The following is a 13,342-nucleotide window of genomic DNA, read 5'->3' on the forward strand; positions in this document are numbered from 1 at the left end:
TGCGGATCAGAAGTCCAGGTTGGACACCGCCAGGGCGTTGCTTTCGATGAAGTCGCGACGAGGCTCGACCGCATCACCCATCAGGGTGTTGAAGATCTGGTCGGCGCCGATGGCGTCTTCGATGGTCACCTTGAGCATGCGGCGCATGCTTGGGTCCATGGTGGTTTCCCACAGCTGGTCAGGGTTCATCTCTCCCAGACCTTTGTATCGCTGGATGGTGTGGCGCTTGGTGCTTTCCGCCATCAGCCAGTCCAGGGCTTCCTTGAACTCGGTGACGGCTTTCTTGCGTTCGCCGCGCTGAACATACGCGCCTTCGTCCAGCAGGGTGCTCAGTTGAGCGCCGAGGGAGACGACGGTCTTGTAGTCGTTGCTGCCGAAGAAGTCGCGGTTGAAGGTGACGTAGTTGGACAGGCCATGGGAGATCAGCTCGACCTCTGGCAGCCAGACATTACGTTCACGGTCTTCCCGCAGGCTGGCCTTGTAGACCAGGCCGGACTTCTCGGACGTGCGCAGGCGGGCGTCGTACTTGGCCAGCCAATCCTGCATGGCGGCGTGGTCGGACAGTTGCTCCATGGTCACGGCCGGCAGGTAGATGAAATGCTCGGTCAGCTCCTGCGGGTACAGGCGCGACAGGCGCTTGAGGGTCTTCATCACCATGCGGAAATCGTTGACCAGGCGCTCCAGCGCCTCGCCGGAGATCCCCGGGGCTTCTTCGTTCAGGTGCAGGCTGGCATCTTCCAGAGCCGACTGGGTCATGTAGTCTTCCATGGCGTCGTCGTCTTTGATGTATTGCTCTTGCTTGCCTTTCTTGACCTTGTACAGCGGCGGCTGGGCGATGTAGATGTAGCCACGCTCGATCAGCTCCGGCAACTGACGGAAGAAGAAGGTCAGCAGCAGGGTACGGATGTGCGAACCGTCAACGTCAGCATCGGTCATGATGATGATGTTGTGATAGCGCAGCTTGTCGATGTTGTACTCTTCGCGGCCGATGCCGCAGCCCAGCGCGGTGATCAGGGTGCCCACCTCTTGCGAGGAGATCATCTTGTCGAAGCGTGCCTTCTCGACGTTGAGGATCTTGCCCTTGAGCGGCAGGATCGCCTGGGTCTTGCGGTTGCGTCCCTGCTTGGCGGAACCGCCAGCAGAGTCACCTTCCACCAGGTAGAGTTCGGACAGGGCCGGGTCTTTTTCCTGGCAGTCCGCCAATTTGCCCGGCAGGCCGGCGATATCCAGCGCGCCTTTGCGGCGGGTCATTTCACGGGCTTTACGCGCCGCTTCACGAGCACGGGCAGCGTCGATCATCTTGCCCACCACCAACTTGGCTTCGTTGGGGTTTTCCAGCAGGAAGTCGGAGAAGTACTTGCCCATTTCCTGTTCGACCGCGGTCTTCACTTCGGAAGACACCAGCTTGTCCTTGGTCTGGGAGCTGAACTTCGGATCCGGCACCTTCACCGAGATGATTGCGGTCAGGCCTTCACGTGCGTCGTCACCGGTGGTGGCGACCTTGTGTTTCTTGGCCAGGCCTTCCTGCTCGATGTAGTTGTTCAGGTTACGGGTCAGGGCCGAACGGAAGCCCACCAGGTGGGTGCCGCCGTCGCGCTGAGGAATGTTGTTGGTGAAGCACAACAGGTTCTCGTTGAAGCTGTCGTTCCACTGCAGGGCGATTTCCACGCCGATGCCGTCTTCACGCTGGATGTTGAAGTGGAACACCTGGTTGACCGCAGTCTTGTTGGTGTTCAGGTATTCAACGAAGGCACGCAGGCCGCCTTCGTACTTGAACAGTTCTTCCTTGCCGCTGCGCTCGTCCTTGAGGACGATGCCGACACCGGAGTTGAGGAAGGACAGTTCACGAATCCGCTTGGCCAGGACGTCCCAGCTGAAGTGGATGTTCTTGAAGGTTTCAGCCGAAGGCTTGAAGTGGATCTGGGTACCGGTGGTTTCGCTGTCGCCAACGATCTTCATCCGCTCTTGCGGAACACCGTGGACGTAAGTCTGTTCCCAGATCTTGCCGCTGCGGCGCACGGTGAGGATCAGCTCTTCGGACAGAGCGTTCACTACCGATACACCCACGCCGTGCAGGCCGCCGGAAACCTTGTAGGAGTTGTCGTCGAACTTACCGCCGGCGTGAAGCACGGTCATGATGACCTCGGCCGCCGAGACGCCTTCTTCTTTGTGCACATCCACCGGGATGCCGCGACCGTTGTCGCGCACGGTGATGGATTCGTCCGGGTGGATGATGATGCTGATGTCGTCGCAATGACCGGCCAGCGCTTCGTCGATGGAGTTATCGACCACCTCGAACACCATGTGGTGCAGACCGCTGCCGTCATCGGTGTCGCCAATGTACATACCGGGACGTTTGCGTACGGCATCCAAACCTTTCAGCACCTTGATGCTGGTCGAGTCGTACGTATTTTCTTCGCTCATGCCTTCACTCCCGATGGTCGTGGGTCTGGGTGATACGGCCTTGTTCCACGTGGAACAAAGCGACTGGCGTTTCCGTCTGCCAGCCTTCCCTCAATAATTCGTGGTCTACACAGGTGATGAACACCTGGCAGCGTAAGTCTTCCAACAAGCGACAAAGTGCGCGGCGGTGCTGCTCGTCCAGCTCGGACGGCAAGTCATCCACCAGATAAATACACTGACCGCGACGGGCCTGGCTCACCAGGTGCCCCTGGGCAATGCGCAAGGCACAGACCACCAACTTCTGCTGGCCACGGGACAAGATGTCCGCGGCGTTGTGTCCGCCTAAGCGCAGACGCAAATCAGCACGTTGTGGACCGGCCTGGGTATGACCCATTTGCTGATCACGGTGCAGGGCGGTCGCGAGCACTTCACTGAGCTCTCGGTCCTTGTCCCAACCACGGTAATAGCTAAGCGTCAGGCCCTCGAGCTGCAGCAGCTCGCCCAAGGTCCGCTCAAAGACTGGTTTCAAGGCTTTGATGTAAGCGCGGCGGTATTCATCGATTTCAGCGCTGGCCTGACACAGTTCCCGGTCCCAGGCCGCTTGCGAAGCGGCGTCAAGTGTACCATGCCGCAGCCATGAGTTCCGCTGCCGCAGGGCCTTCTGCAGGCGCTGCCAGGTGGACATGAAGCGCGGTTCCACATGGAACACTCCCCAGTCCAGGAACTGCCGGCGGATCTTGGGAGCGCCTTCCAGCAGGCGAAAGCTGTCCGGGTTGATCAACTGCAGCGGAAGGATTTCCGCCAGCTGCGCCGCGCTGCGGGCATTCTGCCCGTCGATGCGGATCTGGAACTCCCCCTGGCGATCCCGGGATATTCCCAGGTTGCTGTGTCCGCCCTGGGCCAACTCCACTTGGCCAAACACGGTGCAGGCCAGTTGCTCGTACTGGATCACCGGTAACAGGCGGGCGCTGCGGAACGAGCGGGCAAGCCCCAGCAGGTGGATGGCTTCCAGCACGCTGGTCTTGCCACTGCCGTTGGCGCCGTAGAGAAGGTTGATGCGAGGAGAGGGGGAGAAGGTCACCGGGTGCAGATTGCGCACCGCGGTGACCGAGACGCGACTGAGGGACATCTAGCTTCTGCTGAGCATGATTACAGGCGCATCGGCATGACAACGTAAGCCGAGTCGTCGTTGTCGGATTCCTGCACCAGCGCACTGCTGTTGGAATCGGACAGGATCAGGCGAACCTGTTCGGTGGTCATCACGCCCAGTACGTCCAGCAGGTAGCTGACGTTGAAGCCGATTTCCAGCGAGCCGCCGTTGTATTCCACGCCCACTTCTTCTTCCGCTTCTTCCTGCTCCGGGTTGTTGGCCTGGATCTTCAGCTGACCATTGGCCAGTTGCAGACGGATGCCGCGGTACTTCTCGTTGGACAGGATCGCGGTGCGGCTGAAGGCTTCACGCAGGGCCTGACGGTCGCCCAATACCAGCTTGTCACCGCCTTTTGGCAGCACGCGCTCGTAGTCCGGGAACTTGCCGTCCACCAGTTTGGAAGTGAAGGTGAACTCGCCGGTGGTGGCGCGGATATGGTGCTGGCCCAGGACGATGCTGACGTTGCCGTCCGGCTCGGTGAGCAGGCGTGCCAGTTCCAGGATACCTTTGCGCGGCACGATCACCTGGTGACGATCGGGCTGACCGATATCCGCCTGCATCGAGCACATGGCCAGACGGTGACCGTCGGTGGCCACGGCGCGAATGATCCCGGCAGACACTTCCAGCAACATGCCGTTGAGGTAGTAGCGCACGTCCTGCTGGGCCATGGCGAAGCTGGTGCGCTCGATCAGGCGACGCAGCTTGCTCTGTTCCAGCTGGCAGGTCAGCGAGCCCGGGCCTTCTTCCACAGTCGGGAAGTCGTTGGCCGGCAGGGTCGACAGGGTGAAGCGGCTACGCCCAGCCTTCACCACCAGCTTCTGCTCGTCGACCTTGATGTCGATCAGGGCGTCGTTGGGCAGGCTCTTGCAGATGTCCATCAGCTTGCGCGCGGGAACGGTGATTTCCCCCGGTTCGGCCGGCTCTTCAAGTTGCACACGACCGACCAGCTCGACTTCCAGGTCGGTACCGGTCAGCGACAGTTGCTGGCCTTCGACAACCAGCAGCACGTTGGAAAGCACCGGCAAGGTCTGACGACGTTCGACGACGCCGGCGACCAGTTGCAGGGGTTTCAACAGGGCTTCGCGTTGAATGGTGAAATGCATGGTCTAGTCCCTTGCCTTAATAAGCTGCGTTGGAGTCATCAAGTGGTCAGAGTACGCAGCAGGTTCTTGTAGTCCTCGCGGATGTCCGCGTCGGATTCCTTAAGTTCATTGATCTTGCGGCAGGCGTGCAGCACCGTGGTGTGGTCGCGGCCGCCGAACACATCGCCGATTTCCGGCAGGCTGTGGTTGGTCAGTTCCTTGGACAGGGCCATGGCCACCTGACGCGGGCGGGCCACCGAACGCGAACGTCGCTTGGACAGCAGATCGGAAATCTTGATCTTGTAGTACTCGGCGACGGTGCGCTGGATGTTATCCACAGACACCAGCTTGTCCTGCAGGGCCAACAGGTCCTTCAGGGATTCGCGAATCAGCTCGATGGTGATGTCGCGGCCCATGAAGTGCGAGTGTGCAATGACCCGCTTGAGCGCGCCTTCCAGTTCACGGACGTTGGAGCGGATCCGCTGGGCAATGAAGAACGCCGCATCGTGAGGCAGTTCGACCTTGGCCTGGTCGGCCTTCTTCATCAGGATCGCGACCCGGGTTTCCAGTTCCGGCGGCTCGACCGCCACCGTCAGGCCCCAGCCGAAGCGGGACTTGAGGCGCTCTTCCAGGCCCTCGATCTCCTTGGGATAACGGTCGCTGGTGAGGATCACCTGCTGGCCGCCTTCGAGGAGGGCGTTGAAGGTGTGGAAAAACTCTTCCTGGGAACGCTCCTTGCGGGCGAAAAACTGAATGTCATCGATCAGCAGCGCATCGACCGAACGGTAGAAGCGCTTGAATTCGTTGATGGCATTGAGCTGCAACGCCTTGACCATGTCCGCCACGAAGCGCTCGGAATGCAGGTACACGACCTTGGCATTCGGGTTCTTCTTCAACAGGTGGTTACCCACAGCGTGCATCAAGTGGGTCTTACCCAAACCGACGCCGCCATACAGGAACAACGGGTTGTAGCCATGCTTGGGATTGTCTGCCACCTGCCAGGCCGCCGCGCGGGCCAGCTGGTTGGACTTGCCCTCGACGAAGTTCTCGAAGGTGAAGGTGCGGTTCAGGTAACTGGTGTGCTTGAGCGCACCTTCCACCTGGACGGTACGTTGCTCGGCGCGTACCGGTGCCTGCTGCGAGCTGGCGCCCGCCATCGGGTCGAAGCTGTCACGAGAGGGTTCTTCGCTGACCTCGGCACTCTTCTGCGCCGCGGCTTTCTTGGCCGGAGCGGAAGTGGGTGCCGGAGTGGGCGCAGGAGCCGCCGGGGTGGCATTGGCCGCTGCCGCTTGCAGCGCTTGCGAGGCAGCGGCGGCCAGTGGCGCATTAGGTGCAGCGCGAGGCGCCGAACTGCGTTTGCTGCCTATTAATAAGGAAAGAACCGGCGCACTGCCGTTGCCGTGTTCATCCAGCAGCTCGAGCACGCGCCCCAGGTACTTTTCGTTGACCCAATCGAGAACAAAACGATTCGGTGCGTAAACACGCAACTCGTCGCCTTCGGCTTCGACCTGTAGCGGACGGATCCAAGTGTTGAATTGCTGGGCAGGCAGCTCATCACGCAGAAGCTCCACGCACTGCTGCCAAAGTTCCACTGACACGGATATCCCCTAAGTTGAAAGCCGGTGAGGCAAAAACAAGCGGCCATTGTAGCGATCAGCCGCCCACTTATCCACATGTAGCGTGCCCTCAGGACACTAAGAATCAACGTCTTACCCCGAATAAACACGACCAGCGGTATGTGCATAAGCTCTGTGGATAACCCCACTTGAGGTCGTTGCACAACTCGGGTCGAAACGCTGTGGGTAAGTCGCCTGTGGATAACTGCTCGTTCCACGCACAGGTTTTCCGATAGCGCAGCACAGGCAGGACACCGTTTCTCAACCGTGTTGTCATTCTCTGTACAGTACGGAATAGAAGGGCTTAAGCCAGTTATCCACAGAAGGTGCCGTCCCTAGTCTTTATAAGCTTTACAGAAAAGCTTTAAATACTTTCCTTCTTTATTTTTATATCTACCTGACCCTGGCTCACAACCCCGTCCCCGGACATACATAGATAAAGGAAAAGCTGGTTGGAAATTGACCTAGAGGCTTGCTTTCTCTAGAATCGCCGATCTCTTAAAACGGGGGCCATTCCGGCCCGTTGTGGACGAACCAGGTAACACGACATGAAACGTACTTTCCAACCAAGCACTATCAAACGCGCTCGTACCCACGGTTTCCGTGCTCGCATGGCTACCAAGAACGGTCGTGCCGTCCTGTCGCGTCGTCGCGCCAAAGGTCGTGCGCGTCTGGCAGTTTGATAATCCGGCACTGGAGGTGAGTCAGGACTTCAGTCGGGAAAAGCGTCTGCTTACACCCCGGCACTTCAAGGCGGTCTTTGACTCCCCTACCGGCAAGGTTCCGGGGAAAAATCTCCTGCTCCTTGCGCGCAACAACGACCTGGATCATCCCCGTCTGGGGCTCGTGATCGGGAAAAAGAGCGTAAAGCTCTCCGTTGAGCGCAATCGCCTCAAGCGTCTGATGCGCGAATCGTTTCGTCTCCACCAGGATTCACTGGTCGGATGGGATATCGTTATCGTCGCGCGCAAAGGTTTGGGCGATGTAGAAAACCCCGAATTGATTCAGCATTTCGGCAAGCTCTGGAAACGTCTGGCACGCAACAAGCCGGAACCAGCAGTCAAATCCGAAACTGTAGGGGTAGACAGTCCTGATGCGTAAACTGGCACTCGTTCCGATCCAGTTTTACCGCTATGCCATTAGTCCTCTGATGGCCAATCACTGTCGTTTCTACCCCAGTTGTTCCTGCTACGCGTTAGAAGCCATCGAAAATCATGGCCTTCTGCGCGGTGGCTGGCTGACCTTTCGTCGTTTAGGTCGCTGTCATCCGTGGAATCCCGGTGGTTATGACCCGGTTCCACCTATCCCTACCTCCCGTTCTTCTTCGATGGCCGAGTAATCATGGATATCAAACGCACGATCCTGATCGTCGCCCTGGCAATCGTGTCCTATGTCATGGTTCTTAAATGGAACCAGGATTATGGCCAGGCTGCCCTGCCGACTCAGAATGTTGCTTCCAGCACGACCACTCCGGGCTTGCCGGACACGCCAAATGGCACTTCCGCTGCCAACGACGATATTCCGCGCGCAGCAAGCGACACCACTGCACCGGCTGAAGCGCCCGTTGCTGCAAGCAAAGATCTCATTCAGATCAAAACGGATGTGCTCGACCTGGCTGTCGATCCACAAGGTGGGGATATCGCGCAACTGCGTCTGCCACTGTATCCACGTCGTCAAGACCACCCGGAAATCCCATTCCAGCTGTTCGATAACGGCAACGAGCGGACTTACCTGGCGCAGAGCGGCCTGATTGGCAGCAGCGGCCCGGATGCCAACCCGGCCGGTCGCCCGATCTACTCGGCAGAAAAGAAAAGTTATCAACTGGCTGACGGTCAGGACCAATTGGTGGTCGACCTGAAGTTCAGCAAGGACGGCGTCCACTACATCAAGCGTTTCACCCTGAAACGTGGCCTGTATGACATCACCGTTTCCTACCTGATCGACAACGAAAGCGCACAACCTTGGACCGGTGCAATGTTTGCCCAGCTCAAGCGTGACGCCAGTTCCGATCCATCCTCCAGCACCGCCACCGGCACCGCGACTTACCTGGGCGCCGCCCTGTGGACAAGTTCCGAGCCGTACAAAAAAGTGTCCATGAAAGACATGGACAAGGTGAACGAGGATAAAACCAAGGCCCCGATCACTGAAAATGTTCAGGGTGGCTGGGTCGCTTGGCTGCAACACTACTTTGTGACCGCCTGGATTCCACCTAAGGGCGAAAACAACCAGGTTCTGGCGCGCAAGGACAGCAAAGGCAACTACATCATCGGCTACACCGGCCCTTCGATGACCGTTGCTCCAGGCGCCAAGGCCGAAACCAGCGCCATCCTGTACGCCGGTCCGAAAAGCCAGGCCGTGCTGAAAGAGTTGTCCCCAGGTCTGGAACTGACTGTCGACTACGGCTTCCTGTGGTTCATCGCTCAGCCGATTTTCTGGCTGCTGCAACATATCCACAGCCTGGTGGGTAACTGGGGCTGGTCGATCATCTTCCTGACCATGCTGATCAAGGGGATCTTCTTCCCACTGTCGGCTGCCAGCTACAAGTCGATGGCGCGCATGCGTGCCGTGGCTCCGAAACTGGCCGCGCTGAAGGAAAAATTCGGCGACGATCGTCAGAAAATGTCCCAGGCGATGATGGAGCTGTACAAGAAGGAGAAGATCAATCCGCTGGGCGGCTGCTTGCCGATCCTGGTGCAGATGCCGGTCTTCCTGTCCTTGTACTGGGTTCTCCTGGAAAGCGTGGAAATGCGCCAGGCGCCGTTCATGCTGTGGATTACCGACCTGTCGATCAAGGATCCGTTCTTCATCCTGCCGATCATCATGGGCGCTACCATGTTCATCCAGCAGCAGTTGAACCCGACGCCTCCGGATCCGATGCAGGCCAAGGTGATGAAAATGATGCCAATCATCTTCACCTTCTTCTTCCTGTGGTTCCCGGCCGGTCTGGTGCTGTACTGGGTAGTGAACAACTGCCTGTCGATCGCTCAACAGTGGTACATCACTCGTAAGATCGAAGCGGCCACCAAGAAAGCGGCTGCCTGACCTACGCTGTGGATAACCACACAAGACGCCCCCTAGTGGGGCGTTTTGCTATCTGTCACTTTTGTCTGGATGTCGGGTTATGAATGTCCCTCGTGAAACCATCGCCGCCATCGCCACCGCCCAAGGCCGCGGCGGCGTGGGTATCGTAAGGATTTCCGGCCCCCTGGCGGGCATGGCGGCCAAGGCCATCAGCGGCCGTGAACTCAAGCCGCGGTTTGCCCATTACGGTCCGTTTCTCAGTGCAGGGGAAGAAGTTCTGGACGAGGGCATCGCCCTGTATTTTCCGGGGCCGAACTCCTTCACCGGGGAAGACGTCCTGGAACTGCAGGGCCATGGCGGCCCGATTGTTCTCGACATGCTGCTGCAGCGTTGCCTGGAACTGGGCTGCCGCCTGGCCCGGCCGGGAGAATTCAGTGAACGTGCATTCCTCAACGACAAGCTCGACCTGGCCCAGGCCGAAGCCATTGCCGACCTGATCGAAGCCAGTTCGGCACAGGCTGCGCGCAACGCCTTGCGTTCGTTGCAGGGGGCTTTCTCCCAGCGTGTGCATAACTTGACCGAGCAGCTGATCGCTTTGCGGATCTATGTCGAAGCGGCGATTGATTTTCCCGAGGAGGAAATCGATTTCCTCGCCGATGGCCATGTGTTGAGCATGCTCGATGCGGTGCGCGATGAGTTATCCACAGTACTGCGTGAAGCCGGGCAGGGCGCCTTGCTGCGTGACGGCATGACCGTGGTCATCGCCGGTCGTCCCAATGCCGGCAAATCCAGCCTGCTCAATGCCCTGGCCGGACGCGAGGCGGCAATCGTCACCGATATCGCCGGCACCACCCGGGACATCCTGCGCGAACATATCCACATCGATGGCATGCCACTGCATGTGGTGGATACTGCCGGCCTGCGGGATACCGAGGACCAGGTGGAAAAAATCGGTGTCGAACGGGCACTCAAGGCCATCAGCGAGGCCGACCGGGTGTTGCTGGTGGTGGACGCCACCGCGGCGGAAGCGGCGGACCCCTTCGCCCTGTGGCCGGAGTTTCTCGAGCAGCGGCCAGACCCGGCCAAGGTCACCCTGATTCGCAACAAGGCCGATCTGACCGGCGAACCCATCGCCCTGGAAACCTGTGATGACGGCCACGTCACCATCAGCCTCAGTGCCATGGCTGCCGGTAGCGGGCTCGAGCTGCTGCGCGACCACCTGAAAGCCTGCATGGGTTATGAACAGACGTCCGAAAGCAGTTTCAGCGCACGCCGTCGGCACCTGGAGGCACTGCGCTACGCCAGTGCCGCCCTGGAACATGGCCGGGCACAGCTGACCCTGGCCGGTGCCGGCGAACTGCTGGCCGAGGACCTGCGCCAGGCTCAGCAATCGCTGGGGGAAATTACCGGTGCCTTCAGTTCCGATGACCTGCTGGGGCGAATCTTCTCCAGTTTCTGCATCGGCAAGTAGAGTCGCCCGCAAAGGGCTCCGGCAGAGGTTATCCACAGCCCTGCCGGTAGCGCTCGGATTTACTCCACTGACAGGTAGATTCGTGTCTGCAGCTGTGCGGGCGGCGTGGTGCGCGGATCGTTTACGTACTCTTCGAACATCGGAAAATTCCCCGGTGTCAGGCCACTGTCCGGCAGCCACTCGGAGAACATCCAGGCATAGGCTTTGCCCATCTCGTTGTAGGGGCCAACGTAATTCAGGATGGCGTAGCGCCCTTGAGGGATTTCGAACCTTTCCAGCGTTTCACCCAGATCGGCATCAGGCGCGACACAAACTCCGGCCAGGGAACGCAATTGCTCGGTCGGAACCTGCTCGGGATCGTTGAAGTACACACCGAACCCGCAGGCGGTCGGGTGCATGAGCCCCTGGCTGGCGGCCAACATGAACACACGGGCGAACACCGGACCGATTTCCTGATAGGAACCCTGATGAGGCAATGCCGCCAGGACAACGCCGGGGAAATGTTCAACGGTAATGGGGTACATATTTGACTCCTTGGGGTCGAAAGGACGGGAACGGGTTGCGCGATAACGCCCTGGTGGCAACCCGAAAACGCCAGAGAATGCCCGGTTGAAGGCTGCTCCCGATTCGTACCCGGCACGCAAGGCCACCTCGGCCAGGTCCTCTTGGGTACCTGCCAGCGCCGCGGCGGCCAGATGCATGCGCATCCGTTGCACCGTGGCGTTCAGCGTTTCTCCCATCATCGCGCGGTAAATGCGGTGAAAGTGGTAAGCCGACATACAGGCCAGGTCCGCCAGGTGGTACAGGTCCGGATCGCTGTGTGGATGGCTTGCCAGCCAACGCAGCACCGGCTCCATGCGCTGGCCGTAATGGATTCGGGTTGCAGGTTTCATAAGGCCTCCTTGGCACTCCACTGTAGCGACGGCAGATTTGCAGATTTTGCGATTTTTACCGACTCAGGGGAGAGCGACGTTACCTTTGCCTCCCCTCCCGCGCGTCAGCTGACTAAGCTGCGGTCTTGAGTAACAACCCTCTTTCGAAGATGGGGCATTTTTCCTTGTTTTTCCGCAAAAAACGGTCTTTTTGCGGTTTTTTAGTGAGTTTCCCAAGTGGTACCTGATTTGCATCCTGGTGGATGGACAGGTTTGTACACCTGAGGAAACGGTCCGGCATTCAAGGAATAGAAATGGCTAACGCGAATTCTGCATTGCACCGTGGCTTGAGTACCCGGCATATCCGCTTCATTGCGTTGGGTTCTGCCATCGGCACGGGCCTGTTCTACGGTTCGGCGGCGGCGATCCAACGGGCCGGCCCTTCGGTTCTGCTGGCCTACCTGATTGGCGGAGCGGCCATCTACCTGACCATGCGCGCCCTGGGGGAAATGGCGGTGAGGACACCGGTTTCCGGCTCCTTCGGACAATACGCCAGCACCTACCTGGGGCGTTTCCCGGGTTTCCTGACCGGCTGGAGCTACGCCTTCTCGATGCTCATGGTGTGCCTGGCGGATGTCACCGCCTTTGGCGTCTACATGGGCCTGTGGTTTCCCGAAACCCCCAGGTGGATCTGGGTACTGAGCATCGTCCTGGGGATCGGCGCCTTGAACCTGTGCAGCGTCCGGGTGTTCGGCGAGCTGGAGTTCTGGCTGTCGATGCTCAAGGTGGGCGCTATCGTGGCCATGATCGTCGGCGGTTTTACCCTGCTGTTCTTCGGCATCCAGCTCGGAGGCGAACAAAGCCGTGGGGGGCTGGGCAATCTCTGGGAATACGGCGGTTTTTTCCCGAATGGCGTCGAGGGCATGATCGCCTCCTTCACCATTGTCATGTTCGCTTTTGGCGGAATCGAAGTCATAGGCATCACTGCCGGCGAGGCCAAGGATCCGCAACGCATGATTCCCAAGGCCATCAACTCGGTGCCATTGCGGATCCTGATCTTCTACGTGTTCACCTTGCTGATCCTGTTGACGCTGGCCCCCTGGTCGAGCATCGGCAGCCATGGCAGCCCGTTCGTGCAGATCTTCAGCAGCCTGGGGATAGATTCGGCGGCCACGGTGCTGAACATCGTGGTGATTTCGGCGGTGGTGTCGGCCATCAACAGCGATATCTTCAGTGCCGGCCGCATGATGTACGGCATGGCCGCCATCGGTCAGGCGCCGGCGGTATTTGCCAAAACCTCACGCTTCGGCGTGCCCTGGATGACGGTGCTGGTGATGTCGCTGGCGCTGCTGCTGGGAGTGCTCCTCAATTACTGGGTGCCGGAGCGACTGTTCCTGATCTTTGCTTCCCTGGTGACGTTTTCCGTGGTCTGGGTCTGGTTGATGATTCTGCTGTCGCAGATTGCCATGCGCCGGAGCCTGACAACCCGGGAAGTCCGCGAGCTGCAGTTTCCGGTGCCCCTGGGAATCGCCGGCCAGGCCTGCGCCGTGGTTTTCATGCTGTTCATCTTTGTCGTGCTGGGGGCTTTTGCCGACACACGCCTGGCGCTGTATGTGGGAGTGGGCTGGCTCGCACTGCTGTCACTGGCCTACTGGATCTGGATCAGACCGGTCGCTGTGCACGGGGTTGCGACCGAGCCTGGCCTTGAAACTCATGAATAGGGACAT

Annotated in this window: 11 protein-coding genes; 6 read left to right on the top strand and 5 right to left on the bottom strand. The window is 59.3% G+C overall.

Going from position 1 to position 13,342, the window contains the following annotated elements; all coding sequences use genetic code 11:
* Positions 1-6: 6 nt before the first annotated feature.
* Genes gyrB through dnaA form a run of 4 tightly spaced genes read right to left on the bottom strand, consistent with a single transcriptional unit; the run spans position 7 to position 6,233 of the window.
* The gene (gene gyrB, locus ACMGG8_RS03675) at positions 7-2,424 is read right to left on the bottom strand and encodes a DNA topoisomerase (ATP-hydrolyzing) subunit B (RefSeq protein ID WP_011058394.1); all 2,418 of its coding nucleotides are present in this window, start codon (positions 2,422-2,424) and stop codon (positions 7-9) included.
* 4 nt (positions 2,425-2,428) lie between these two features.
* Positions 2,429-3,532 (bottom strand): DNA replication/repair protein RecF, encoded by a 1,104-nt coding sequence (gene recF, locus ACMGG8_RS03680; RefSeq protein ID WP_060836808.1) that lies wholly within the window; start codon positions 3,530-3,532, stop codon positions 2,429-2,431.
* Between the two features lie 20 nt (positions 3,533-3,552).
* Positions 3,553-4,656 carry a DNA polymerase III subunit beta gene (gene dnaN / locus ACMGG8_RS03685; protein ID WP_009046209.1) on the bottom strand — a complete coding sequence of 368 codons (1,104 nt, stop codon included), beginning with the start codon at positions 4,654-4,656 and terminating at the stop codon, positions 3,553-3,555.
* Between the two features lie 38 nt (positions 4,657-4,694).
* Positions 4,695-6,233, bottom strand: coding sequence for a chromosomal replication initiator protein DnaA (gene dnaA / locus ACMGG8_RS03690; protein WP_060836807.1), 1,539 nt, complete (start codon positions 6,231-6,233; stop codon positions 4,695-4,697).
* Positions 6,234-6,799: 566 nt separating this feature from the next.
* On the opposite strand from dnaA, the gene rpmH reads away from it, so the two are divergent.
* From rpmH to mnmE, 5 genes are all read left to right on the top strand, one after another.
* Positions 6,800-6,934, top strand: coding sequence for a 50S ribosomal protein L34 (gene rpmH / locus ACMGG8_RS03695; RefSeq protein ID WP_003213577.1), 135 nt, complete (start codon positions 6,800-6,802; stop codon positions 6,932-6,934).
* A gap of 16 nt (positions 6,935-6,950) precedes the next feature.
* Positions 6,951-7,352: a ribonuclease P protein component gene (rnpA, locus tag ACMGG8_RS03700; protein ID WP_197662869.1), complete on the top strand. Its 402-nt coding sequence runs from the start codon at positions 6,951-6,953 to the stop codon at positions 7,350-7,352.
* On the top strand, positions 7,345-7,590 hold the full coding sequence (gene yidD / locus ACMGG8_RS03705; protein ID WP_003213574.1) for a membrane protein insertion efficiency factor YidD: 246 nt from the start codon (positions 7,345-7,347) through the stop codon (positions 7,588-7,590). Before rnpA ends, yidD begins: the two co-directional genes overlap by 8 nt.
* Positions 7,591-7,592: 2 nt before the next feature.
* On the top strand, positions 7,593-9,293 hold the full coding sequence (yidC, locus tag ACMGG8_RS03710; RefSeq protein ID WP_060841853.1) for a membrane protein insertase YidC: 1,701 nt from the start codon (positions 7,593-7,595) through the stop codon (positions 9,291-9,293).
* A gap of 79 nt (positions 9,294-9,372) precedes the next feature.
* Positions 9,373-10,743 carry a tRNA uridine-5-carboxymethylaminomethyl(34) synthesis GTPase MnmE gene (gene mnmE, locus ACMGG8_RS03715; RefSeq protein ID WP_060841852.1) on the top strand — a complete coding sequence of 457 codons (1,371 nt, stop codon included), beginning with the start codon at positions 9,373-9,375 and terminating at the stop codon, positions 10,741-10,743.
* A gap of 59 nt (positions 10,744-10,802) precedes the next feature.
* On the opposite strand, the gene ACMGG8_RS03720 is transcribed toward mnmE, so the two are convergent.
* On the bottom strand, positions 10,803-11,636 hold the full coding sequence (locus tag ACMGG8_RS03720; RefSeq protein WP_414159190.1) for an AraC family transcriptional regulator: 834 nt from the start codon (positions 11,634-11,636) through the stop codon (positions 10,803-10,805).
* 293 nt (positions 11,637-11,929) lie between these two features.
* Here ACMGG8_RS03720 and ACMGG8_RS03725 point away from each other — a divergent pair, with 293 nt between their 5' ends.
* Positions 11,930-13,336 carry an amino acid permease gene (locus tag ACMGG8_RS03725; protein WP_414159191.1) on the top strand — a complete coding sequence of 469 codons (1,407 nt, stop codon included), beginning with the start codon at positions 11,930-11,932 and terminating at the stop codon, positions 13,334-13,336.
* The last annotated feature ends 6 nt before the right edge of the window (positions 13,337-13,342 follow it).

This window comes from Pseudomonas sp. BNK-45, from assembly GCF_047456255.1.
Lineage (GTDB): Bacteria > Pseudomonadota > Gammaproteobacteria > Pseudomonadales > Pseudomonadaceae > Aquipseudomonas.